Origin of the sequence: Parabacteroides sp. AF17-28 (genome assembly GCF_003479205.1) — a bacterium.
In the GTDB taxonomy this organism is placed as follows: Bacteria; Bacteroidota; Bacteroidia; order Bacteroidales; family Tannerellaceae; genus Parabacteroides; species Parabacteroides acidifaciens.
This window is the reverse complement of sequence record NZ_QUGV01000008.1, coordinates 41,707-65,314: the sequence shown is the minus strand read 5'-3', so window position 1 is coordinate 65,314 and position 23,608 is coordinate 41,707. Positions and strand designations below refer to the sequence as shown.

Below are 23,608 nucleotides of genomic sequence, written 5' to 3'. Positions count from 1 at the left end.
GTATGAAACGGATCAGTCTTGCTTTTTTATCACTCTTTCTATGCGTGGCCTCTGTCTGGGCCATGCCCCGTCCCGAATATCCGCGCCCGCAGTTCGAGCGGGCGGATTGGGTAAATCTGAATGGCGAATGGACTTATTCATTTGACTTCGGCGGTTCCGGGATGGAACGTGAGTTCTATAAATCAAACGGATTTAATGATAAGATAACTGTCCCTTTCTGTCCGGAGAGTAAATTGTCCGGCGTAGGATATACGGATTTTATCAATCATTTCTGGTATCAGCGCCCGATCACGATTCCTCAGGAATGGAACGGAAAAAATATCTTGCTCAATTTCGGAGCGGTGTATTATAGATCGGAAGTGTATATCGACGGAGTTTTGGCTAACCGGCATTTTGGCGGAACCTCTTCATTTGCCGTCGATATTACCTCTTTGGTCAAACCGGGCCAGACACATAGCTTGGTTGTTTACGTCGAAAGCGATCTGCGCGGAGCTAAACAGGCTGGCGGTAAACAAAATTTGCAATATGCCTCTTATGGTTGTAACTATACCCGTACGACCGGTATCTGGCAGACCGTTTGGATGGAAGCCGTTCATCCGGAAGGCTTGCAGTCTGTACAGGTCCTGACGGATATCGACCAGCAGCAGTTGGTGGTTCGCCCCCGTTTCTATAAAGAACAGGGAGGGAAGTTGCAGGTGACATTGAAAGACAACGGCAAGGTGGTGGCCAATCAGACGGTTTCGGCAAGCTCTTTGTCCTCTGTTGTCCTTCCGGTCAAGAAGATGAAAACCTGGAGTCCGGAAAGTCCTTTCCTGTACGATTTGGAATACAAAGTACTGGATAAGAACGGTAATATTGTTGATGAAGTAAAAGGATATGCCGGTATGCGCAAAGTCCATATCGAAGGCAATAAGATTTATTTGAACAACAAGCCTTATTACCAGCGTCTGGTGCTCGACCAGGGATTTTATCCCGACGGTATCTGGACGGCTCCGAGTGACGAGGCATTGAAACGGGATATCGAACTGTCGATGGAGGCCGGATTCAATGGCGCACGCCTGCATCAGAAGGTTTTTGAAGAACGTTTCTACTATTGGGCGGATAAGATGGGGTATCTGACTTGGGGGGAAGCTTCCAGTTGGGGAATGGATTGTAACGATACGGAAACGGCTCGTAATTTCATTACCGAATGGAGTGAGATTGTGCAGCGTGACCGTAATCATCCTTCGCTCCTGATCTGGACACCGACGAACGAGGAGTTTTGGCCGGACCGTGTACAATATCCGCGCCTGATGCATGATCTCTACAACTTGACGAAACTGATCGATCCGACTCGTCCTTTCCACGGTGCAAGTGGTGGTACGCATATAGCAACGGATATCTGGACTGTCCACAACTACGAACAGGACCCGGCCAAGTTGAAGGATAAGCTGTACAACGGCGGCAAATTGATGGAAGCTCCGAAATGGGAAATCCATCTGATGCCGATGAATATCGGTTATAACGGCCTGAAATATACGGATCAGTATGCTTTCCCGGAATACAGGAAGGATATGCCTTATCTGGTGGATGAGTTCGGCGGTATCAAATGGAATCCCGCACAACAGACGGAAAGCGCCCAGAATACATCCTGGGGATATGGCGAACCTCCCCGTTCGCTGGAAGAGTTCTACACACGCCTGGAAGGCCAGGTCGATGCTGTCCTTTCTCTTTCAAATGACATTTGGGGATATTGCTATACGCAGCTGACAGACGTAGAACAGGAGCAAAACGGTATCTATTATTACGACCGTACTCCCAAATTCGACATGAAGCGCATCCACGCTATTTTCAGCAAAACACCAGAATCAAAATAATTACGGACTAAATTATTTATGGATCCGAATGGAAAGGGACTGTCAAAAGTCCCATTTCCTTCGGATCTTCTATTTCCTTTCTGCCTGCAGGCGTGTTTCTTTATAAAAGGTTACGTTCCGAATAATACTTCTATATCTTTCCCCTTGCCATGTGGATGAAAATATGTAACTTTGCAGTTTTGAAATGCGAGTGTGCAATTAAAAGATAATTAAAATATTACTATCGTGGCAGATACAAAGTACATCTTCGTTACGGGCGGCGTGGTCTCTTCTTTAGGTAAGGGAATTATTGCTGCATCTTTGGGTAAACTACTTCAGGCAAGAGGTTACAAGGTTACCATCCAGAAATTTGACCCCTATATTAATATCGATCCGGGAACGCTGAACCCGTACGAACATGGGGAATGCTATGTTACCGTAGACGGACATGAAGCGGATTTGGACCTCGGACACTATGAACGTTTTCTGAATGTCCAGACGACCCGCGCAAACAACATCACTACAGGACGCATCTATCAGAGCGTTATCAGCAAGGAACGGAAAGGGGATTACCTGGGTAAGACTGTTCAGGTGGTGCCTCATATCACGGATGAGATCAAACGCAACGTGAAATTGTTAGGTTCCAAATATAAGTTCGATTTCGTGATTACGGAGATCGGAGGTACCGTCGGTGATATCGAATCTCTTCCTTTTATTGAAAGCGTACGCCAGTTGAAGTGGGAGTTAGGTAAGAATTGTATTTGCGTACATCTTACTTATGTGCCTTACATCGCTGCGGCTAAAGAGTACAAGACGAAGCCGACACAGCATTCCGTAAAGCAATTGCAGGAATTAGGTATCCAGCCGGATGTGCTGGTGCTGCGTACCGAGCATGAATTGAACAGTAATATATTGAGTAAGGTCGCCCTGTTCTGCAACGTAGCACAGGATGCGGTTATACAGTCTATCGACGTTCCGACAATCTACGAGGTACCATTGGTATTGCAGCGCCAGAAGATGGACGAAGTGATCCTGCGCAAAGTAGGGCTGGAAGTCGGACCGACGCCGGAAATGAAGGCTTGGCATCAGTTCCTGCAACGGAAAGTCGATGCAACCGAAACGGTGAAGATCGGGCTGGTCGGTAAATATGTGGAGTTGCAGGATGCGTATAAGTCTATTGACGAATCTTTGTTGCAGGCTGCTATTTATAATGACCGCAAGTTGGATCTGCACTTGTTCCATTCTGAAAAACTGAACGAGGGCAATGCTGCCGAATTGTTGAAAGACATGGATGGTATCCTGATTGCACCGGGCTTTGGCCAGCGTGGTATCGAAGGCAAGTTTGCCGCTTTGAAATATGCCCGTGAAAACGATGTGCCTTGCTTAGGTATCTGTCTGGGTATGCAATGCATGGTGATCGAGTTTGCCCGTGATGTCATGGGACTGGATGACGCGAACTCCACCGAAATGGAGCCGAACACGCCGCATAAGGTGATTGACCTGATGGAAGAGCAGAAAAATGTGACCAACATGGGTGGTTCCATGCGTTTGGGTGCTTATGACTGTATTTTGAAGAAAGGTTCCAAGGCTTATGAAGCATATGGAAAAGAACATATTCAGGAGCGCCACCGCCATCGTTTTGAATTTAACAGCGAATACCGTGATCAGTTTGAGGCTGCCGGTATGATGTGTGTCGGTGAAAATCCGGAATCGAATCTGGTGGAAGTGGTCGAAATCCCGTCTCTGAAATGGTTTGTGGGCGTTCAGTTCCATCCCGAATATAACAGTACAGTTGTCAATCCTAACCCTCTTTTCGTTAGCTTTGTAAAGGCTGCAGTTGAGAATAAAAAATAAATTTGTAGATGGATAAAAACACGATAATAGGTTTTCTGCTTATTGGAGTTGTCTTAATTGTATTTACCTGGTTGAACAAACCTACACCGGAGCAGATGGAAGCACAGCGCCGGATGCAGGATTCGATAGCACAGGTAGAGTATGCAAAGCAGTTGGAGCAGCAGAAAGAATTGAATAAGGAAACAAAGGCGGACGACGAACTGGCGGATGTGCCCGATTCTGTACGGGTGGCACGTCTGCAGGGTAGTTTCGGAGTTTTTGCCGATGCGATGGTAGGAGAGGACGGTTCCACTGTTTTGGAAAACGAGCTGATTGAAGTCCGTTTGGAGAATAAGGGAGGACGTGTCGGTTACGTTCGCCTGAAAGAGTATGATAATTATAAGGATGAACCTTTGGTGTTATTCGATGCGAAAGACTCGAAGTTCGATTTCACCTTGGTGACAGCCACTAACCGTGTCGTAAATACTGGTGACCTCTATTTTACTCCGGTGAAGGGATCTGATCCCAACAGTGTGACCATGCGCCTGAACACAGGCGAAGGAAGCCATCTGGACTTCATCTATACATTGAAGCCGGACGATTATATGTTGCAGTTCTCTATCAAGGGAACCGGCCTGAACGGTGTCTTGGCGCCAAGTACGACTGCTTTGGACCTGCTGTGGCAGCAGAAGATAACCCAGCAGGAGAAAGGGCGTAAGTTTGAAGATCGTTATGCAACGGTGTATTATAAATTTGTGGCGGATGATGTCGAGTACCTGAGTGAGACGAAGAATGACAGCAAACAACTGTCCAACCGTTTGAAATGGGTCGCTTATAAGGATATGTATTTCTCTTCTATCCTGATTGCCGGGAATGAAGGTTTCGAGTCGACGACGATCGATTCGAAGATGCTTCCTGCCGATGGCCCTTTCCTGAAAGAGTATAAGACAACGACCTCTGTGCCTTTTGACTTGAAAGGGAATGAAGCGACAGACCTGCGTTTCTACTTCGGTCCTAACCAGTTCTCATTGCTGAAATCGTTTGACAAAGGTGTCGAAAAGGCAGACCAGTTGGATCTGGAAAAGATCGTTCCGTTAGGATGGGGTATTTTCCGTTGGGTGAACCAGTATTTCGTTATTCCGTTGTTTAACTTCCTCGGACAGTTTATCCATAGTTACGGTTTGCTGATCTTTTTGTTGACGGTTATCGTGAAATTGATTTTGTTCCCGTTGACGTATAAGTCTTATATGTCGTCTGCCAAGATGCGCGTGTTGCGTCCGCAGGTGGAAGAGCTCAATGCGAAGTATCCGGGGCAGGATAAGGCTGTGGAACGGCAGCGGGCAACGATGGAGCTGTATAGCCGTGCCGGTGCAAGCCCGATGGCGGGATGTATCCCGATGCTGTTACAGATGCCGATTCTGGTCGCCCTGTTCATGTTCTTCCCGTCGGCAATCGAATTGCGCCACCAGAGTTTCCTTTGGGCGCACGATTTGTCTACCTATGATGCGATCGTGAGCTGGAATACCTATATTCCTATTATTACGCCGTATTTCGGTAATCATATCAGTTTGTTCTGTATGCTGATGACCATTACGAACATCATTTATACAAAGTTCAATATGGATCAGACCAATACGGGCCAGCAGCAGATGCCGGGCATGAAAGCCATGATGTATATGATGCCTGTGATGATGTTGGTGTTCTTCAACCAGTATGCATCCGGTCTGACTTACTACTACTTCATTTCGACTTTGATCACGATCCTGCAAACGGTTATCTTCCGTTATACGATTAACGAAGATAAATTGCTGGCTAAGCTGGAGGCGAACAAGAAGAAGCCGATGAAGAAGTCCGGTTTTATGAAGCGTCTGGAAGAAGCACAGAAGGCACAACAGGCCCAGTTGGATAGGCAGAAACAACAGAGAAAGAGATAATAAAACAGCATTTTAATTTGTTGCTGTAGACATCAAAAGGATGTTTCAAAAGTCTGTATTTTAGAATACTGCTTTTGAAATATCCTTTTTTTCTTGTGTGCGGAAAGGATGCATTTTCTGTTATGCTTTGAAAATAAATAGGAGTCGGGATTTGCGCCGTTATGAAATGTTTGTATATTTGTGATGTCTATCAATAAGTCAGTGAGTTGAGCTGTCTATGGATGATTAGGGCTTATATAGATCTTAGTTTTGTGGTGTATTGGGTTGTTTTATAGGGTATAAATTTATCACTGATGGCTAAAAGAGAAGTCCTTTTGCAAAGTATTGCAGTTGTTATATTTGCTGTGATATGTTTCGTCTTTTTCCGGTTTGCATGTTCTGCTGATCTTTTCCGGAAAGAACAAGTCGATGATTTGTTTACAATAAGTACCTTCCTTGCTTATCTGAACAAGCCGGCCTGGCTCGTTTGTTATGCCGGAAACGCCTTGATTTCGATTGTGGGATTGTCCGGTGCTCCTGTCCTGGTCACATTTGTTTTGCTTCTTGAATGGTGGATATTGATTTCTGTCCTGAAACGTTTTCGTGTGGGAGAGATGGCGCCTTTATATGCTTTCCTGCCGATTGTGCTGGAATGGGGAACCTATTGCCATCCCGGCTATTTGTTGCATTCCATTTTGTCTACGATAGTGGCACTTTTCATTTTTTGGAGATATACTTATATAAAGAATAAGTGGTTGAGTATGCTGGCCGGTTTATTGGCATTGCCTGTCATCTATTTTCTGGCCGGTAACAGACTTAATATTTTTGTGTTGTTGGTCCTCTTTTATGAGACATGCAAAGAGCCCAAGCGCTGGTTGTACTGGTGCCTGCTCTTGGTGGCGGGAAGCATCGTGCCCGTTTGGATGGGGCATTTTTATTCGTTGACACAAGAACAGGCTTATTTGTATCCGCATAACGGGTTACCGGCTTTCTTCCCTCCCATATTGTTTTGCTTCAGCTTACTGTTTTTGCAGATGAAACGGTTCCGGGAGATGCCGTGTCGTGTTGTGCCGGTAACGGTTATGACTTGTGTTTTGCTGGCTCTGCTGGGCTCCGTTATTTATACGTATGCTGATTTTTGAGGAATACTAACGCCTTTTCCATATCTTCCGGCGTGTCGATGCCAATCGTTTCCTGCTGGGTGATGCCGACTTTTATCTTATACCCGTTTTCCAGCCAGCGTAGTTGTTCGAGGCTTTCGGCCAGTTCCAGCGGGGATTGGGGTAGATGGGTGATCTCTTTTAATGTCGTCGCCCGGTAAGCATACAATCCGATATGTTTGTAATAGGTATGATTCGGCAGCCATTCGGTATAGTTCTTGCCTCTCATATAAGGAATGATTGAGCGGCTGAAGTACATGGCTTCGCTATTCTTATTCAAAACTACTTTCGGCGAGTTGGCATTGAATAATGTAGTCTCGAAGTCATCGTCCGGGCGAAAAGGCTTTACCAAAGTGGCGATCTGAATGCTGTCGTCCGTGAAACAAGCTTTTAAAGTCTCGATTTGTTCCGGTTGGATGAAAGGTTCGTCGCCCTGTATGTTGACAACTACGTCATAACCGTTGCCTATTTTGCAATAGGCTTCATAACAGCGGTCTGTGCCGCTTTTGTGTAGCTCTGATGTCATAACGACGTTTCCTCCGAACGATTGGACGGCTGCTTCTATACGGCTGTCGTCTGTTGCGACGCAAACGGCGTCGAGAACTCCCTGGACCTGTTCATATACCCGTTGGATCATCGGCTTCCCTGCCATGTCAGCGAGCGGCTTTCCCGGAAAGCGGGTGGAAGCGTAGCGTGCCGGTATTATTCCAATAAATTTCATGTTTACGAATTATGAATTATGTATCTATTAATTTTCAATTTTCAACTTTCCACTTTCAACTATTCTCAACCGTTTTCCCTTCACTTAGCCTAAGCACCTTGTCATGTTCCCCGACAATCCATACAATATCCCCCTCTTCGAATACTGTTGTAGGAGACGGGTTTTTGATGGATGTTTCTCCCCGTTCGATACCGATGACGAGGCAGGCTGCTTTATCCCGTATGCCGGATTCCAGGATGGTACGGCCGATCAGGCGTGATCCTTCGGCAATGGTGAATTGTTCCATATTGACTTCCTTCGTCTCTTTCTTGCTGGTCTGGGCTGTTTTATACCGTTCCACCAGATATTGGCGGAAGTGCTCCAGGTCATCGTCCGCACCGACTACAACCAGTTTGTCGAAAGGGTAGAGGCGTTCTTCTCCGCCGGGGATATTGATTCTTTTTTCTCCCCGTATGATTGTAACGATATTGACGTTACATTTCTGGCGGAAATTGAGCTCTTTCAATGTTTTTCCCATACTGGGTGAGTTCTGTCTGACTTCGAAATCGGCTAAATGGAGATCGCGCTCCAACAGGTGGTTGGCGAATCGTTGGTTGATCGGCGCTTTCCGTTCGTATTCCAGTTCCCGGGCTGTCAGGTTACTGAAGAAATGCCGCTCCATCAGGATCGATTGCCTTTTCAGCCGTTTGGACAAAATGACAATAACAATGACCGTCGCAGCAATTGCAAGTAAAATGCCGACTGCAGCATTCAACAACCGGGTAACGGGCAACATAACCAAGCCGATACATAATATGATACGCAGTATGATCAGCGAAACCAGCGGCCCCCGGTTATATTTGCTATCCAGCCATAGTTGTTGGAACTCGGCCGAATGGTTCTTTTTCATCATGATGGCGCGTAGCATCGGTGCGATTAACAGTAAGATCAGAACAAGAGAAATAATAGCTCCCCGCAGGCCGGATATTTCTTTCATGATGAAAGGCGCAGCGAATTGTAGCCAGATAAAGATCAGGACAAGGGTGACGGCCGTATAGGTGCCGACTATCCGGGTCAGCGCTTTCAACAACTTATTCCAGGCACTTTTCTGGTGTATGGTGTTGGAACCGGATGAATACCGTTCGAGGAATTTCATCCACGATTTAGGGATGATCCGGTCGGCAACCCGGCAAGCCGGTTCCGCCATGCGGATCATATAAGGAGTAAAGAAAGTGGTTATGACCGAAACTGCTACAACAATGGGATATAGAAAGTTATCGGTCACACCTAACGTTAACCCCAATGAGGCGATGATAAAGGCAAATTCGCCTATTTGTGCGAGCGAGAAACCGGAATGTATCGCTATTTTGACCGGTTGTCCGGACAGCAATACGCCAAAACTGGCAAATAATATCTGTCCGACCATGACAACTAAAGTCAGGATCAGGATCGGTATTTTGTACTCCCACAGTAATGCCGGGTCTATCAGCATTCCGACAGATACGAAAAAGATGGCACCGAAAAGGTCCTTTACAGGTTTGATAAGATGTTCGATATGTTCCGCTTCGATCGTTTCAGCCAGTATGGAGCCCATGACGAATGCGCCCAATGCGGAAGAGAATCCCGCTTTTGTCGCAATGATAACCATTCCGAGGCATAATCCTAAGCTGACGATTAGCAAAGTCTCGTCATTCAGGAATGTCCGGGCTTTCTTCAGGAAAGACGGGATCAGGTAGATGCCGATAACGAAACAGAATAGCAGGAAAACGCCTAACTTGATGACGCTGTTCAGCAGCTCCATACCTTCCACATGCTTGCTGACAGCTAACGTGGAAAGTAAAACCATCAGCAATACGGCAAACAGGTCTTCAACAACCAGGATGCCGAAAACGACTCCGGCAAACCGTTGGTTACGCAGCCCCATATCGTCGAATGCCTTGAAAATAATCGTAGTGGACGACATCGAGAGCATCCCGCCGAGGAAAAGACTGTTCATATGCCCCCAGCCTAAGGATAATCCTGTAGTATAGCCGAGTGTCATCATGCCGATTACGATGGTTATAGCCCCGATCACAGCTGTACCGCCGACTTTCATCAGTTTCTTGAAACTGAAGTCGAGCCCTAAAGCGAACAGAAGGAATATGACGCCTATATCCGCCCAGATACGGATGCTTTCGACGTTTGTGACGGTTGGTATTTGTGTAATGGCCGGACCGGCAAGAATGCCGGCTACAATATATCCGAGTACGACCGGTTGCTTCAATCTTTTGAAAAGCAAGGTCACTAATCCTGCTGAAATTAGTATGACGGCAAGATCTGATATGAGAGATGGTATTTGCGACATGCTTTCATTCTTTTTTCCGTTGGCAAAGTTATGTATTTATTTTAATTTTGCCGGTCAAATGAATTGCCAAAATGAAGAAGATACATCCGATAGAAGCGTTGATTGAACAGGGGGAGCATCAGCAACTCGATTTCAAGTTCGAGGTAAGCGACAGTAAGAAGATTGCGCGTACGTTAAGTGCTTTTGCCAATACTGACGGCGGACGGCTGCTGATCGGTGTGAAGGATAACGGAAATATATCGGGTGTCAGGAGCGAAGAAGAATATTATATGATAGAAGCCGCCTCCAAGATGTACACCCGTCCGGAAGTCCCTTTCGAGGCAACCCGCTGGGAGGTGAACGGCAAGACTGTCCTGGAAGTCTATATTGCGCCCAGTCCCGATAAACCGCATACAGCCCCGGATAAAGACGATAAGTTCAAGGCATATATACGGGTGGCGGACGAAAATATATTGGCAAACGAAGTGTTAGTGCTTGCCTGGCAGAAAAAGCATAAGCCTGACGGCACATTACTGAAGATAAGCAAACCGGTGGAACGCCTGTTTGCCTATCTGGATGAGCATTCCCATATCAATATCAGCCAATTTTGCCGGATCGGGCGGATAAACTATTACACGGCAAAGAATATAATAAGCGACCTTTTGGCCATCAATGCCCTGCAATATATCGTAATAGACAAGCACATCCTGTATCAGCGTGTTCCCGCATAAGATGCGCCCTTTGAAACAGCCGGTTTACGGGATGATATTTTCCACATAAACCTGCGCATTCTCAAAGCGGACTACTTTTACCCTGCGTCCTTTCTCGATAAAGCCGGAATCGGACACGCCATCGTAGAACTCTCCATCGATCAACACTTTTCCGGAAGGGCGCAATACGGTTGCCGCTATCCCTTCCTTTCCGATCAACGGAGATAGATCGGGTGAGGAAATTGCATCTTCCAAATCCGCATTCAATGCCACTTTCCGGAACATGCCCCGATGGCCGATCTTATTGGATAGCCAGATCATCAGGATAAATCCGGCTACAAGCCCGACCAGAACAGTCAATGTCGCTTCACCGAACTCTTTTCCGCTGACTTCTTCAAAATTAAAGTTCGTATTGTTCAGTAGTGCCATGATGAGTCCTCCGACTACCAAAACAATCCCGCTTATTCCGGCCACTCCAAATCCGGGAATGATAAATATCTCCGCCGCAATCAGTAGTACACCTATAATAAAGATCAGAATCTCCCAGTTGGCCGCTAATCCGTCAAGATATAAAGGAGCGAAATACAAAATCGCTGCCAAAAGGGCTGCCGCGGAAGGGAAGCCCAAGCCGGGTGTCTGCATCTCGAAATAGATGCCGCCTATTATAATAATGATAAGAATAGACTGGAAGATAGGATTCATAAGGAAGCCTTTCAGGTCGTCATACCAGCTTGGCGTATAGCTTTTCATTTGATAGTCTTTATAACCTAAGTATTGCGTGATCACTTCGTTCGGTGTTTCGGCTATGCCGTCGCAGTATCCCCATTTCTGGGCTTCCTGTGCGGTAAAGGTCAGGACTTTTCCCGTATCGATCAGATTGGGGATGGCAACCCGCTCGTCTACCATTGCTTCGGCAATCAACGGGTCCCGTTTCCATTTGTAGATGGTATCATTTTTTTGGATGATCGTGTCCTGTCCATGCGCTTCGGCTGTGGACCGTATCATAGACCGCATGTAAGACTGATATTTGTCCGGCATGGCGGCTCCGGTCTGATTTACCACAGTGGCGGCTCCGATATTGGCCCCTTTCCGCATGTATATTTTTTTACAGGCAATGGAGATCAGCGCTCCGGCAGAGGCTGCATTGTTGTCGATAAAGACGTAAACGGGAATCGGGCTGTATAAGATTGCCGTACGCATGGAGTCGGCTGCATCCACTTGCCCTCCGTAGGTGTTCATATGGATCAGGACGGCATCCGCCCCCAATGCGTTGGCTTCAGCCAAACCGTTGCTAAGATACAGGCGGGTGGTATTGCTGATTTCCTTTTTTATATCGATTTTGTACACCAACGGATGCGAGACATCGTCAGCCGATATAAATTGTGCAATCATTGCAAAAACGAATCCACAAAAAAGTCCTAATTTTTTCTTCATTTTATATTATTCTCCATCTCTTTTACATGTAGTTTGAAATTGTAACATACATGTTGTGAATTTTACATTTTAATCGTTAGAAAACTTGTAAATACTGCTCATATTCAAGGCCGTTTGCTATAAATATATTAAGTTACGGTTTTTAATATTAATAATTCTCAAACCGCATTGTTTTTAAAATATTATTCATACATTTGTGATGTCCTTCAATGCTGAAGGATAATACTAAACCGGTATTAAACCTTATAAAAAAGTAATAATATGAATGCGTTGCAATTTCAGAAAAAATTATTGAGCATGCAAGAAAACATGATGAATTTTGCATTAATGCTCACTGCAAATAGGGATGACGCCCAAGATTTGATGCAAGACACAACGCTGAAGGTTTTAGACAATCAGGAAAAGTTTGTAGACAATATTAATTTCAAAGGATGGGTCTTGACCGTAATGCGTAATATCTTCATAAATAACTACCATAAAATCGTACGTACACAGACCGTTGTTGACCAGGGGGTTGACTTGTATAATTTAGATGTAGTGAACGACTCGGGTTTTGATTCTCCTGATGGCGCTTATCAAATAAAAGAAATAACAAAAGCAATTAATGGCTTGAATGACGAGCTGAAAGTTCCGTTCTCCATGTTTTTGAGTGGCTATAAATATAATGAGATCGCTGAAAAGCTTTGTGTCCCTCTGGGAACGGTTAAGAGCCGCATTTTCTTTGCCCGCCAGGAATTACAGAAAATCCTGAAGGATTTCCATCAAAGTTGAGGTGAAGTTTAAAATAAATATGTGAAAAAATAAACGGGAGTATCCGATGGGTGCTCCCGTTTATTTTTATTACTTTTGGCGCAAAATGTAAAAGAAATGAGAAGTTTTGCAAGTGACAACAATTCGGGAGTGCATCCTTTGGTAATGGATGCTATTATAAAAGCGAACGATAATCATGCGGTAGGATATGGCGACGATCCCTGGACAGCAGCGGCTACTGCTAAGATAAAAGAAGTGTTTGGTGAGGCTGCATCGCCTTTTTTTGTTTTTAACGGAACCGGTGCAAATTCGGTGGCTTTGCAAGCCGTCACTCGTCCGTTCAATAGTATTTTGTGTGCAGAGACAGCCCATATCAATGTGGATGAATGTGGCGCTCCTGCCCGTATGACCGGTTGTGCAGTCGTTACGATTCCGACTCCGGACGGTAAACTTACACCGGAACTGATCAAGCCTCGCTTGCATAATTTCGGCGTTTGCCATCATTCACAGCCGAAAGCGGTTTATATTTCGCAAGTCTCCGAATTAGGTACGATCTATACGGTTGAAGAGGTAAAAGCGATTGCCGATCTGCTGCATTCTTATAATATGTATCTGCATATGGACGGGGCGCGTCTGGCAAATGCTTGTGCTTACCTGAACTGCTCGATGAAAGAGGTGACTGTCGATGCCGGAGTGGATATTCTGAGTTTCGGCGGGACTAAAAACGGTATGATGATGGGCGAGGCTGTAGTCTCTTTCCGTCCGGAAATAACTGAAAACTTGCAGTATTTCAGAAAACAATCTGCCCAGTTGGCCTCCAAGTTGCGTTATCTTTCCTGCCAGTTTATCCCTTATCTGGAAAACAACCTGTGGCTGGAAAATGCACGGAAAGCGAATAATAGCGCGTATCGTCTGGCGGAAGCCCTGAAAAAATACCCGCAGATCCGGTTTACCCAGAAGATAGAATCCAACCAGCTCTTCTTTACGATTCCGGCGGAACCGCTGAAGAAGTTGCAGGAAAAATATTTCTTCTATATGTGGAATGAAGAAACGAATGAAGCCCGCTTGGTTACTTCCTGGGATACGACAGAGGCAGATATTGATGACATAATACAGACGTTGGATATCGTATTCGCATAATCTGTCAGTAACAGTTCCCTGCCCATGAAATAGAAATTCCCTGCCCATGGAACGAAAATTTCATGGGCAGGGAATTTTTTTTAGCCCGGAGCTGTTGGAAAGCTTGCCTGCTTTTTAGTAACTGCCATTGTGAACCGACCGAAAGTTTGTACATTTGTCCGCAACTAATCACAAAATGCAGATAAAATGAGACAGGCCGTTTGGTTGGCAATGGCAATTATGTTGCTGTTGCCTGCGGGAAAAGTTTACTCGAGAAATAAAAGCGAGCGCGAGAACAATACCTTGCGTATCATGAGTTATAACATTCGTAATGGCCGGGGAATGGATGATGCCGCCAATTTTCAGCGTACGGCGGATGCAATCAATAAGGCCTGTCCGGATCTTGTTGCGGTACAGGAAATCGATAGCGTGACAGGACGAAGCGGAGGAAAAGACGTCTTGCGCGAATTGGCCGGACTGACGTTAATGCATTATGTCTATGCGCCGGCTATCGATTATGACGGCGGAAAGTATGGCATCGGTATGTTGAGCAAAGAAAAGCCGCTCAGTCATCGTTACCTGCCGCTTCCCGGAAGAGAGGAAGCCCGCGCACTGCTTGTCGTGGAATTTGAAAAATACATTTATTGCTGTACGCATTTGTCGCTGACGGAGGAAGACCGGATGCTTTCACTTCCGATTATAAAGCAGGTGGCCGCTTCCGCAAACAAACCTTTCTTCATAGCCGGTGACATGAATGCACATCCCGATTCGGAATTTATCCAGCAATTGCAAAAGGATTTTGTGATTCTGACCGATCCGAAGAAGCTGACTTTCCCTGCCGATAAACCGGATGAAACGCTTGATTATATCGCAACTTACGCAAAAGATACAACCGCTTTTACCCGTATTTCAACCCGCGTACTGGATGAACCGGCAGCTTCTGACCATCGTCCTGTCGTAACCGATATCATTTTTGTGCAGCCCGCAGCCAAGATATTCCGTACGGAACCTTATTTGCAGAATCCGGTTGGAAACGGCATTACTGTGATGTGGCAAACAACCGTTCCGACTTATAGCTGGGTGGAATACGGAACAGACAAGGAACATTTGCAGAAGGCCCGTACTATTGTCGATGGACAGGCCATTTGTAATGACCTGCAAAACAAGATCCGGTTGGATAATCTCGAGCCGGGCAAGACCTATTATTACCGTATTTGCTCCCGGGAAATTATGGTGTACCAGGCTTATAAAAAAGTATTCGGCGAGACGGCCGTATCCGATTTCTACAGCTTTACATTGCCTGCCTCCACCGATACTGATTTTACAGCTATTATCTTCAACGACCTGCATAAACATTCGGAAACTTTGCAGGCCCTTTATAAGCAGGTGAAAGGCTTGGACTACGATTTCGTTATTTTCAACGGCGACTGCATCGACGACCCTGCCGATCACGACGAAGCGACCCGCTTCCTGAGTGAATTGAACGAAACCGTCGGCGCCAGTAAAGTGCCTGTCTTCTATATCCGTGGAAACCATGAGATACGGAATGCCTATTCAATCGGATTGCGCAGCCTTTTCGATTATGTAGGCGATAAAACATACGGCGCATTCAATTGGGGAGATACCCGTATCGTGATGCTGGACTGTGGCGAAGATAAGCCGGATACGCATTGGGTTTATTACGGTTTGAACGATTTTTCGGAGCTGCGCAAAGCACAGGCGGGGTTCTTGAAGGAAGAATTGGCTTCCGGCGCATTTAAGAAAGCGTCCAAACGTGTATTGATCCATCATATTCCTGTTTATGGGAAGGGAGAAGCGTATGACAGTTATAATCCTTGCCGGGACGAATGGGGAGCTATTTTGGAAAAGGCTCCGTTTGCTGTGAGCATCAATGCACATACACACCGTTTTGCCTATCATCCCAAGGGAACTGTCGGCAATAATTATCCGGTTGTAGTCGGTGGCGGCTACCGAATGGACGGGGCGACGGTTATGGTTTTACAGAAAAAAGGGAAAGAGATGACGCTCAGTGTGCTGAATGCGAAAGGTGAAACACTCCAGAAACTGAATTTATAAAAGACAAACAAATACAAGTATGAATCTTAACTCCGATCTTATCTACGGCATAGACGACCGTCCCCCTTTTAAGGAAGCTCTGTTTGCGGCGTTGCAGCATCTGCTGGCTATTTTTGTGGCGATTATCACTCCGCCGCTTATTATTGCCGGAGCTTTAAAGTTAGATTTGGAAACGACCGGTTTCCTGGTCTCGATGGCCCTGTTTGCATCCGGGATTTCCACCTTTGTCCAATGCCGCCGGATCGGACCGGTCGGAGCAAAGTTGCTTTGTATCCAGGGGACGAGCTTTTCTTTTATCGGACCGATTATCTCTGCCGGGTTGGCAGGCGGGTTGCCTCTTATATTCGGGGCTTGCATTGCTGCTGCTCCGATCGAGATGGTGATCAGCCGTACATTTAAGTATATGCGTTCTATTATTACGCCGCTGGTGTCCGGCATCGTGGTGTTGCTGATCGGATTGAGCCTGATTAAAGTAGGAGTTGTTTCGTGCGGCGGCGGATATGGTGCGATGGATGACGGTACGTTCGGTAGTTTCCGGAATATAGGAGTGGCGGCGACTGTCCTGTTGAGCGTACTGTTCTTTAACCGTTGCAAGAACAAATATCTCCGGATGAGTTCTATCGTGCTTGGATTATGTATCGGGTATGCGTTGGCTTATTTCCTGGGCATGGTCGACATGGCGGCGGCTTCTTCGCAAAGCCTGATGGGGTTCAATATCCCGATGCCGTTCAAGTATGGGCTGGACCTGAATATCTCGGCTTTCGTGGCAATCGGCCTGGTCTATCTGATTACAGCGATTGAGGCTACGGGTGATGTTACGGCAAACTCTATGATTTCGGGGAAATCGATAGAAGGAGACAGTTATTTGAAAAGAGTGTCGGGCGGCGTATTGGCAGATGGGGTAAATTCCTTTATCGCCGGTATCTTTAATTCCTTCCCGAATTCGATATTTGCACAAAATAACGGTATTATCCAGTTGACGGGTGTTGCCAGCCGGTATGTCGGATATTATATTGCCGGTATGTTGGTGTTACTGGGGCTGTTCCCGATCGTAGGCGTTGTCTTTTCGTTGATGCCCGATCCGGTATTGGGCGGGGCTACCTTGTTGATGTTCGGTACGGTTGCGGCTGCCGGTATCCGCATTATCGCTTCCCAGGAGATCAACCGGAAAGCGACTTTGGTATTGGCTGTCAGCCTTTCCCTGGGGTTAGGCGTGGAGATGATGCCGGATATCCTGAACACGGCGCCTCAAGCCATTAAGGGCATTTTCTCTTCCGGCATTACGACCGGAGGACTTGCAGCTATTGTTGCAAATGTATTGATACGAGTAAAAGAAGATAAAACAGAATAAAATGGAATTACTTAAACAACGTATTTTGCAGGACGGCAGATGCTATCCGGGAGGTATCCTGAAGGTCGACAGTTTTATTAACCACCAGATGGACCCTATGCTGCTTTATAAGGTGGCTGAAGAATTTATTTATCGTTTCCGGGATGCTGATATCAATAAGATCGTGACAATAGAAGCAAGCGGTATTGCCCCGGCTATCATGGTCGGATACATCATGCATCTGCCTGTTGTCTTCATCAAGAAAAAGAAGCCGAAGACAATGGAAAATATGTTATCTACCGTTGTTCATTCGTTTACGAAGGACCGTGATTATACAGTCTGTATCAGTAATAACTTTTTAACCCCGGATGACCGTATCCTCTTTATCGACGACTTCCTGGCGTATGGTAACGCTGCAATGGGAGTGCTCGACCTGGTGAAACAGTCCGGCGCCAAGTTGGAAGGAATGGGCTTTATTATAGAAAAGGCGTTCCAGCATGGACGCGATGTGCTGAACGAGGCGCAAGCGCGTGTCGAAAGCCTTGCTATCATCGACAGCCTGGAAGATTGTACGATTACGATCCGTTAATAAAATATCCGTCGGAAGATTACGGCAGTGTGAAACGCATACATGCCGTATTCTTCATGATCGGCAATTCAAGCATCTGTTCGGGGGCGCGTTTTTCCAGTCGTACTACGATGGCACGATTGAAACCGCCGTGCCCGATTGCCAGAACCCGTTTTCCCGGGAACTCTTTTTTCAGGAAATCGATAAACTCTCCGGCCCTCTTATACATCGCTTCGATTGTCTCCACACTTTCAGGCAGCGTGGTGAAATCCATCTCATCCGCCACTTTTCCGGTATAGACGCCCCAGTCCATTTCCCGGAGCAGGGGAGTGGCTACCGGTTGTAATCCTTTCTTGCGTGCGACAGCCATCGCCGTGTCGTAGCTGCGTGCCAGATCGCTGCATACGATCACACCTAACTCTTCGTTATCCAGCTTTTCGGCCAATGCTTCAGCTTGCTGCTTTCCCAGTTCCGACAGGTGGCCGGGTAGTTGGCCCTGCATGATATGCTGTTTGTTTTCTTCCGTTTCGCCGTGACGGCTCAGGATTAATTCTATCTGTTTCATGATTGTTCCTTATTTGGCGGCAAAGGTAAATAAAAAAAGAGAACCAATTGCTTGATTCTCTTTTACTGGTTGCGGAGGCAAGACTCGAACTTACGACCTTTGGGTTATGAGCCCAACGAGCTACCACTGCTCCACTCCGCGATATAGTTGCGATCATTCCTGATTGCGAGTGCAAAGGTACAAAAATATTCTTACAAACCAAATTTATTTACAAATAGTTTGTAATATATTCTTGTACCCAGTCTATTGGAGCCTATGAAACAGCAATTTGACAGTTTATAAATCTGCTATCGATTCATGATTACCCGTTTCGTATAACCTCAGTTTGCTCTTCAGATGATTAATTTCCTGCTGCATGGACTTGATCCGGTCCAACAGATGATGGATGGCGTCTATTCCTTCCACATTGATGGACAGGTCGTAGTACATACGGGTGTATCGTTCAACATCGTACAGTTGGGATGCAGGCAGGTAGCTTTCTCCTTCTACGGTGTCGATCTCTATCAGTCCGCCCTTTTCCAGCATGTAAAGGAATGACGGTTCGATATGGCATATCTGGCAGTATTCACTGACTATGATTAAATCTGTTTGCATAACAATCTTGTTTTTTTAATTAAGACTCTGTATCTCGCGGAACAGCTCTTTCTGCTTGTCCGTCAGGTTAGTCGGGATATCGATAGAGTAGGTGACTATCAGGTCGCCAAACTTTCCGTCCTCTTTGTAAACGGGGAATCCTTTTCCTTTCAACCGTACTTTGCTATTGTTTTGGGTTCCCGGGTTTACTTTGAGTTTTACTTTTCCGTCCATTGTCTCTACAATCTGTTCCCCGCCGAGGATCGCCGTGTAGAGGTTTAACGGAGCGGTGATGTAAAGGTCGTCGCCCACCCGCTTGAACCGGCTGTCTTCGGGAATGTGGAACGTGATGTACAGGTCGCCTGCCGGTCCGCCGTTCACGCCCGGACCGCCCTGGCCTTTCAGTTTGATGGTCTGTCCGTTTGTAATACCGGCCGGGATTGTGATACGCAGGTTCTTGCCGTTTACCGTAATAATCTGCTTGTGTGTCTTGGCTGCCTCTGCCAGGGAAACCTGCAATTCTGTCGTATAGTCCTGTCCGCGGAAACCTTGGCTGCCTCTGCTGCTGTAGCTGCTTCTGCCGCCCATGCCTCCGAACATCTGCTCGAAGAAGTCGGAGAACTCGCTGCCGTCGCCTGATGTGCTCCAGTAAGTGCCGCCGCCCTGTCCGTTCTGGCTCTGATATTGGCGGTATTGTTGTTGCTGGGCTTCAAACTCGTCGGCATGTTTCCAGTTCTCTCCGTACTGGTCGTATTTCTTACGTTTCTCCGGGTCGCTCAACACCTCGTTGGCTTCATTTATTTCCTGAAACTTGCGGTGTGCATCCGGATCATTAGGGTTCAGATCGGGATGGTATTTCCGCGCCAGCTTCTTGTATGCCTTTTTGACATCTTCCGGCGAAGCGCTCTTGTCCACTCCTAAAATCTTGTAATAATCTATATAGGCCATATTTATATATGTTGTTAAGTCTGCTTTTTCTTTGTTTCAATACATATATAAAATAACAACAAACGTGCCAGAGAGTTCAAACCGGACTTCATGTGTATGTTTGTGTCGTAGAGGAAGGAACAACCCGGCAGATAGAATGAACGATGCGGAATGTGTGGCCCCTCCATACCTGCCTGCTATTCATGTTACAGCTGTGAAACAAAAGAAATCCAGCTGTAACATAGAAGGAAGACAGTTGTGACATGGAAAGAATACAGTTGTGACATGCAATAGAGGAGCATAGTTAGGTGGTAATAAGAAAGCCTCCGGTTCAAAAGAACCGAAGGCTTTTATTGTTGCGGAGGCAAGACTCGAACTTACGACCTTTGGGTTATGAGCCCAACGAGCTACCACTGCTCCACTCCGCGATATAGTTGCGATCATTTCCTGATTGCGAGTGCAAAGGTACGGATTATTTTTAATAAAACAAACTTTCCGGGTATTTTCTTTCGTTTTGGTCTGGAAGTAATCTCCGGGAAGGCTTTGTCTGCATAAGTTCTGTCTTATTATAAAAGGATTGGTCCATATCTCTATTATAAAGGTTTGTTTGGATAAAATGTAAACATGTTTTTGGTAGTTAATAATTTTTCCGGTACTTTTGCGCACAGTTTTAATCAAAATGTGCAATACAAATGCCGATGACAGTTTCTAAAACACGTGAGATGTTGGTGGATGTGGCCAGACAATTGTTTGCCCGCATGGGGGTGGATAATACGACAATGAACGATATTGCACAGGCATCCAAAAAAGGAAGACGTACGCTTTACACGTACTTTAAGAGTAAGAACGAGATTTATCTGGCAGTGGTCGAATCCGAGTTGGACCAGTTGTACAAGATGCTGCAGGATGTGGCTGAGAAAGACCTTCCGGCAGATGAGAAGTTAATGACGTTTCTTTATGCCAGGCTGGATGCTGTTAAAGCGCTGGTGTTCCGTAACGGGACGCTGAGAGCAACCTTTTTCCGTGATATATGGCGTGTAGAGAAAATCAGGAAGAACTTCGACATCCGTGAAACAGAGATGATACACGGTATTCTGGACGCCGGAGTGAAAGAAGGTATCTTTGATATGCCCGATACTGAAATTACGGCAATTGTTCTTCATCATGCCCTGAAAGGGTTGGAAGTGCCGTATATACGTGGAATCATGGGAGACAACATCAGCCAGCGGATTAAACGGAGAGATAATGTAATGAATTTAATATTCAATGGTATAAAGATAAAGTAACACAATACTGAGGAATGTTTATTAATGCAACAGGGTTTTATGTGCCTGAAGAACGGGTAGATAACCAACATTTTTTAGAGTTAAACGGGCTGACAAGCGAGTGGATTGAACAACGTACAGGAATTCGTTCCCGCTCCAAAGCAAAAGCGGAGGAAAATATTAATACGATGAGTATGGATGCTGTCCGCAATGCCCTTCCCAAATTACCGTATGACATCACGGAAGTAGACTTGATTATATCAGCCTCTTATTCCCCTTATGATACGGTAGCGACTGCTGCCCATCTTGTCCAGCACGAATTTAATATCGAGAACGCAAAAGCACTCTATCTTTCTTCCGCCTGTTCTTCTTTCTTGAATGCGCTGGAAGTAGTGGAGGGATATTTCGCTATGGGAAAAGCAACAAAAGCATTGATTCTTTCTGCGGACAAGAACTCTGCTTATTATAATGAAACGGACCCGAAAGCCGGTCACCTCTGGGGCGATGCGGCAGCAGCTTTCTTTATTTCAAAGGAACGTGTGTCGGATACAGACCCGGAAGTGGTGGAAGTCTTTACGCAAGGACTCGGCCATCTGGGCAAAGCACCGGATGCCGTGCATCTCCGTCCGTGCGACGGCGGTATCATGATGCCGGAAGGACGTGATGTCTTTATCCAGGCTTGTACCTATATGCCGAAGAATGTGCTCTTCCTGTTAGAGAAGAATGGTTACACACTGGACAACCTGACTTACTTCATCGGTCATCAGGCTAATATGCGTATCATGTCCAATATAGCCAAGCAACTCGAACTGCCGGAAGAAAAGTTCCTGCATAATATTGAAGAATTAGGCAATACCGGTTCTGTTAGTTCCGCATTGGTGTATGCTCAGAACGACCATAGTTTCAAGAAAGGCGACCTGGTGGCTATCACCGTGTTCGGCGGTGGTTATTCGGCAGGAGCCTGTCTGATTAAATGTTGAATCTAAAAACGAAATGAATATGAAATTATTAGAAGGAAAAGTGGCAATCATTACCGGTGCCGCACGCGGTATCGGCAAAGCTATCGCATTGAAGTTCGCAGCCGAAGGCGCAAACATTGCATTCACGGACCTGGTGATCGACGAAAACGGTCTGGCTACCCAGAAAGAGATTGAAGCATTGGGCGTAAAAGCAAAAGGTTATGCTTCCAACGCTGCCAATTTTGAAGAAACACATAACGTGGTCGCTGAAGTGGTAAAAGACTTCGGTCGTGTAGATATTCTGGTGAATAACGCCGGTATCACGAAAGACGGCCTGATGATGCGTATGAGCGAAGGCCAGTGGGATGCTGTTATCGGTGTCAATCTGAAGTCTGCTTTCAACTTTATCCACGCTTGTACTCCGGTGATGATGAAACAGCGTTCAGGCAGCATTATCAATATGGCATCTGTTGTCGGTGTACACGGTAATGCCGGCCAGAGCAACTATTCCGCCTCCAAAGCAGGTATGATCGGTCTGGCTAAGTCTGTTGCACAGGAATTAGGTTCACGTGGCATCCGTGCCAACGCAATCGCTCCGGGCTTTATCATGACAGATATGACGGCTGCCTTGTCGGAAGAGATTAAGGCCGAGTGGGCAAAGAAGATCCCTCTGCGTCGCGGCGGTACGCCTGAAGATGTGGCTAACATCGCTACATTCCTGGCTTCCGATATGTCTTCTTACGTATCCGGCCAGGTGATCCAGGTTGACGGTGGCATGAACATGTAATATATGGAAGTTATCTACGAAGACAATCATATTATTGCGGTAAACAAGACTTGCCGCGAGATTGTACAAGGAGATAAAACCGGTGATACTCCTCTTTCGGACATGCTTAAGGCGTGGCTGAAAGAGAAGTATTGTAAACCCGGTAATGTCTTTGTAGGCGTTACGCACCGGCTGGATCGCCCGGTCAGCGGTGTCGTTCTGTTTGCCAAGACAAGCAAGGCGCTTTCCCGTCTGAATGAAATGTTTCGTGTAGGTGAGGTGAAGAAGACCTATTGGGCGATCGTCAAGAACTGTCCGCCGGCTGAAGAAGGCGAACTGGTGAACTGGCTTGTCCGCAATGAGAAGCAAAACAAGAGTTATGCTTACGACACGGAACGGGCAGATGCCAAGAAAGCAATCCTGCACTATAAAGTAATTGCCCGTTCGGACAATTATTATCTATTGGCCATAGACCTGAAAACCGGCCGTCATCATCAGATCCGTTGCCAGCTTGCCAAAATGGGCTGTCCCATCAAAGGCGACTTGAAATACGGTTTTCCCCGTTCCAACCCCGACGGCGGTATCAGCCTGCATTCCCGCAGCGCCGAATTTATCCATCCTGTCTCAAAAGAACCGGTCAGCATTGTCGCACCTGTTCCGGAGGATGCGCTTTGGAAAGCGTTTACAGTTGAAAGTTGAAAACTGTAAAAACTATAAAAACTTCCCCTGCCGTATTTCCTGTTACGGGACCGTCTTGCTTAAGTCAATTATAATCTGTAACTTTGTCGGATAAACAGAATTT

The 23,608-nt window shown here is 46.2% G+C and carries 20 protein-coding genes and 2 tRNA genes; 14 read left to right on the top strand and 8 right to left on the bottom strand.

Annotated features, from left to right (window positions below):
• Positions 1-2 precede the first annotated feature (2 nt).
• The 4 genes from DWW90_RS07565 to DWW90_RS07550 all read left to right on the top strand — a co-directional run bounded on the left by DWW90_RS07565 (position 3) and on the right by DWW90_RS07550 (position 6,723).
• Positions 3-1,856: a glycoside hydrolase family 2 protein gene (locus DWW90_RS07565; RefSeq protein ID WP_122344541.1), complete on the top strand. Its 1,854-nt coding sequence runs from the start codon at positions 3-5 to the stop codon at positions 1,854-1,856.
• A gap of 225 nt (positions 1,857-2,081) precedes the next feature.
• Positions 2,082-3,689, top strand: a complete 1,608-nt coding sequence (locus DWW90_RS07560) for a CTP synthase (protein ID WP_122332305.1) — start codon at positions 2,082-2,084, stop codon at positions 3,687-3,689.
• An 8-nt stretch (positions 3,690-3,697) separates the two neighbouring features.
• On the top strand, positions 3,698-5,602 hold the full coding sequence (gene yidC, locus DWW90_RS07555) for a membrane protein insertase YidC (RefSeq protein WP_122332306.1): 1,905 nt from the start codon (positions 3,698-3,700) through the stop codon (positions 5,600-5,602).
• Between the two features lie 293 nt (positions 5,603-5,895).
• Positions 5,896-6,723 (top strand): DUF6057 family protein, encoded by an 828-nt coding sequence (locus DWW90_RS07550; protein WP_122344540.1) that lies wholly within the window; start codon positions 5,896-5,898, stop codon positions 6,721-6,723.
• On the opposite strand, the gene kdsB is transcribed toward DWW90_RS07550, so the two are convergent.
• Both kdsB and DWW90_RS07540 read right to left on the bottom strand, forming a co-directional pair.
• A complete protein-coding gene (gene kdsB, locus DWW90_RS07545) occupies positions 6,698-7,462 on the bottom strand; it encodes a 3-deoxy-manno-octulosonate cytidylyltransferase (RefSeq protein ID WP_122344539.1) in 765 nt (254 codons plus the stop codon). The genes DWW90_RS07550 and kdsB overlap by 26 nt on opposite strands.
• 55 nt (positions 7,463-7,517) lie before the next feature.
• Positions 7,518-9,785, bottom strand: a complete 2,268-nt coding sequence (locus tag DWW90_RS07540; RefSeq protein WP_122344538.1) for a cation:proton antiporter — start codon at positions 9,783-9,785, stop codon at positions 7,518-7,520.
• A 71-nt stretch (positions 9,786-9,856) separates the two neighbouring features.
• Between DWW90_RS07540 and DWW90_RS07535 the strand changes: the two genes are divergently transcribed.
• The gene (locus DWW90_RS07535; RefSeq protein WP_115498196.1) at positions 9,857-10,495 is read left to right on the top strand and encodes a helix-turn-helix domain-containing protein; all 639 of its coding nucleotides are present in this window, start codon (positions 9,857-9,859) and stop codon (positions 10,493-10,495) included.
• Between the two features lie 24 nt (positions 10,496-10,519).
• Here the strand turns inward: DWW90_RS07535 and DWW90_RS07530 are convergent, their stop codons facing one another.
• Positions 10,520-11,866, bottom strand: a complete 1,347-nt coding sequence (locus DWW90_RS07530) for a nodulation protein NfeD (RefSeq protein WP_233547670.1) — start codon at positions 11,864-11,866, stop codon at positions 10,520-10,522.
• A 303-nt stretch (positions 11,867-12,169) separates the two neighbouring features.
• Between DWW90_RS07530 and DWW90_RS07525 the strand changes: the two genes are divergently transcribed.
• The 5 genes from DWW90_RS07525 (at position 12,170) to xpt (ending at position 17,772) form a co-directional block, all read left to right on the top strand.
• Positions 12,170-12,679: an RNA polymerase sigma factor gene (locus DWW90_RS07525; protein WP_115498198.1), complete on the top strand. Its 510-nt coding sequence runs from the start codon at positions 12,170-12,172 to the stop codon at positions 12,677-12,679.
• 96 nt (positions 12,680-12,775) lie between these two features.
• The gene (locus tag DWW90_RS07520; RefSeq protein ID WP_115498199.1) at positions 12,776-13,798 is read left to right on the top strand and encodes a low specificity L-threonine aldolase; all 1,023 of its coding nucleotides are present in this window, start codon (positions 12,776-12,778) and stop codon (positions 13,796-13,798) included.
• A 219-nt stretch (positions 13,799-14,017) separates the two neighbouring features.
• Positions 14,018-15,853, top strand: a complete 1,836-nt coding sequence (locus tag DWW90_RS07515) for a metallophosphoesterase (RefSeq protein ID WP_233547677.1) — start codon at positions 14,018-14,020, stop codon at positions 15,851-15,853.
• Between the two features lie 19 nt (positions 15,854-15,872).
• A complete protein-coding gene (locus tag DWW90_RS07510; protein WP_122344535.1) occupies positions 15,873-17,204 on the top strand; it encodes a nucleobase:cation symporter-2 family protein in 1,332 nt (443 codons plus the stop codon).
• Between the two features lies 1 nt (position 17,205).
• Positions 17,206-17,772, top strand: a complete 567-nt coding sequence (xpt, locus tag DWW90_RS07505) for a xanthine phosphoribosyltransferase (protein WP_115498202.1) — start codon at positions 17,206-17,208, stop codon at positions 17,770-17,772.
• Between the two features lie 19 nt (positions 17,773-17,791).
• On the opposite strand, the gene DWW90_RS07500 is transcribed toward xpt, so the two are convergent.
• The 5 genes from DWW90_RS07500 to DWW90_RS07480 form a co-directional block, all read right to left on the bottom strand.
• Positions 17,792-18,316 (bottom strand): histidine phosphatase family protein, encoded by a 525-nt coding sequence (locus DWW90_RS07500; RefSeq protein ID WP_122344534.1) that lies wholly within the window; start codon positions 18,314-18,316, stop codon positions 17,792-17,794.
• A gap of 66 nt (positions 18,317-18,382) precedes the next feature.
• Positions 18,383-18,457: transfer RNA gene (locus DWW90_RS07495), tRNA-Met, on the bottom strand.
• 135 nt (positions 18,458-18,592) lie between these two features.
• The gene (locus tag DWW90_RS07490; RefSeq protein ID WP_115498204.1) at positions 18,593-18,910 is read right to left on the bottom strand and encodes a chaperone modulator CbpM; all 318 of its coding nucleotides are present in this window, start codon (positions 18,908-18,910) and stop codon (positions 18,593-18,595) included.
• A gap of 15 nt (positions 18,911-18,925) precedes the next feature.
• Positions 18,926-19,837 carry a DnaJ C-terminal domain-containing protein gene (locus DWW90_RS07485; protein ID WP_122344533.1) on the bottom strand — a complete coding sequence of 304 codons (912 nt, stop codon included), beginning with the start codon at positions 19,835-19,837 and terminating at the stop codon, positions 18,926-18,928.
• A gap of 335 nt (positions 19,838-20,172) precedes the next feature.
• A tRNA-Met gene (locus DWW90_RS07480) sits at positions 20,173-20,244 on the bottom strand.
• A 270-nt stretch (positions 20,245-20,514) separates the two neighbouring features.
• On the opposite strand from DWW90_RS07480, the gene DWW90_RS07475 reads away from it, so the two are divergent.
• From DWW90_RS07475 to DWW90_RS07460, 4 genes are read left to right on the top strand one after another with little or no spacing between them, the layout of a single operon-like run.
• Positions 20,515-21,102 (top strand): TetR/AcrR family transcriptional regulator, encoded by a 588-nt coding sequence (locus DWW90_RS07475; protein ID WP_304481831.1) that lies wholly within the window; start codon positions 20,515-20,517, stop codon positions 21,100-21,102.
• 14 nt (positions 21,103-21,116) lie between these two features.
• A complete protein-coding gene (locus DWW90_RS07470; RefSeq protein WP_115498207.1) occupies positions 21,117-22,061 on the top strand; it encodes a 3-oxoacyl-ACP synthase III family protein in 945 nt (314 codons plus the stop codon).
• Between the two features lie 19 nt (positions 22,062-22,080).
• A complete protein-coding gene (fabG, locus tag DWW90_RS07465; protein ID WP_115498244.1) occupies positions 22,081-22,827 on the top strand; it encodes a 3-oxoacyl-[acyl-carrier-protein] reductase in 747 nt (248 codons plus the stop codon).
• Positions 22,828-22,830: 3 nt separating this feature from the next.
• Positions 22,831-23,505 (top strand): RluA family pseudouridine synthase, encoded by a 675-nt coding sequence (locus DWW90_RS07460; RefSeq protein WP_122344532.1) that lies wholly within the window; start codon positions 22,831-22,833, stop codon positions 23,503-23,505.
• Positions 23,506-23,608: the final 103 nt, after the last annotated feature.

Excerpts from the sequence above, each read along its gene's own strand:
- xpt (WP_115498202.1), top strand. The coding sequence starts at position 17,206 with ATGGAATTACTTAAACAACGTATTTTGCAGGACGGCAGATGCTATCCG.
- DWW90_RS07515 (WP_233547677.1), top strand. The coding sequence starts at position 14,018 with ATGTTGCTGTTGCCTGCGGGAAAAGTTTACTCGAGAAATAAAAGCGAG.
- yidC (WP_122332306.1), top strand. The coding sequence starts at position 3,698 with ATGGATAAAAACACGATAATAGGTTTTCTGCTTATTGGAGTTGTCTTA.
- kdsB (WP_122344539.1), bottom strand. The coding sequence starts at position 7,462 with ATGAAATTTATTGGAATAATACCGGCACGCTACGCTTCCACCCGCTTT.
- fabG (WP_115498244.1), top strand. The coding sequence starts at position 22,081 with ATGAAATTATTAGAAGGAAAAGTGGCAATCATTACCGGTGCCGCACGC.
- DWW90_RS07520 (WP_115498199.1), top strand. The coding sequence starts at position 12,776 with ATGAGAAGTTTTGCAAGTGACAACAATTCGGGAGTGCATCCTTTGGTA.
- DWW90_RS07550 (WP_122344540.1), top strand. The coding sequence starts at position 5,896 with ATGGCTAAAAGAGAAGTCCTTTTGCAAAGTATTGCAGTTGTTATATTT.
- DWW90_RS07535 (WP_115498196.1), top strand. The coding sequence starts at position 9,857 with ATGAAGAAGATACATCCGATAGAAGCGTTGATTGAACAGGGGGAGCAT.
- DWW90_RS07510 (WP_122344535.1), top strand. The coding sequence starts at position 15,873 with ATGAATCTTAACTCCGATCTTATCTACGGCATAGACGACCGTCCCCCT.
- DWW90_RS07485 (WP_122344533.1), bottom strand. The coding sequence starts at position 19,837 with ATGGCCTATATAGATTATTACAAGATTTTAGGAGTGGACAAGAGCGCT.
- DWW90_RS07525 (WP_115498198.1), top strand. The coding sequence starts at position 12,170 with ATGAATGCGTTGCAATTTCAGAAAAAATTATTGAGCATGCAAGAAAAC.
- DWW90_RS07475 (WP_304481831.1), top strand. The coding sequence starts at position 20,515 with ATGACAGTTTCTAAAACACGTGAGATGTTGGTGGATGTGGCCAGACAA.
- DWW90_RS07540 (WP_122344538.1), bottom strand. The coding sequence starts at position 9,785 with ATGTCGCAAATACCATCTCTCATATCAGATCTTGCCGTCATACTAATT.
- DWW90_RS07530 (WP_233547670.1), bottom strand. The coding sequence starts at position 11,866 with ATGATTGCACAATTTATATCGGCTGACGATGTCTCGCATCCGTTGGTG.
- DWW90_RS07460 (WP_122344532.1), top strand. The coding sequence starts at position 22,831 with ATGGAAGTTATCTACGAAGACAATCATATTATTGCGGTAAACAAGACT.
- DWW90_RS07565 (WP_122344541.1), top strand. The coding sequence starts at position 3 with ATGAAACGGATCAGTCTTGCTTTTTTATCACTCTTTCTATGCGTGGCC.
- DWW90_RS07500 (WP_122344534.1), bottom strand. The coding sequence starts at position 18,316 with ATGAAACAGATAGAATTAATCCTGAGCCGTCACGGCGAAACGGAAGAA.
- DWW90_RS07470 (WP_115498207.1), top strand. The coding sequence starts at position 21,117 with ATGTTTATTAATGCAACAGGGTTTTATGTGCCTGAAGAACGGGTAGAT.
- DWW90_RS07490 (WP_115498204.1), bottom strand. The coding sequence starts at position 18,910 with ATGCAAACAGATTTAATCATAGTCAGTGAATACTGCCAGATATGCCAT.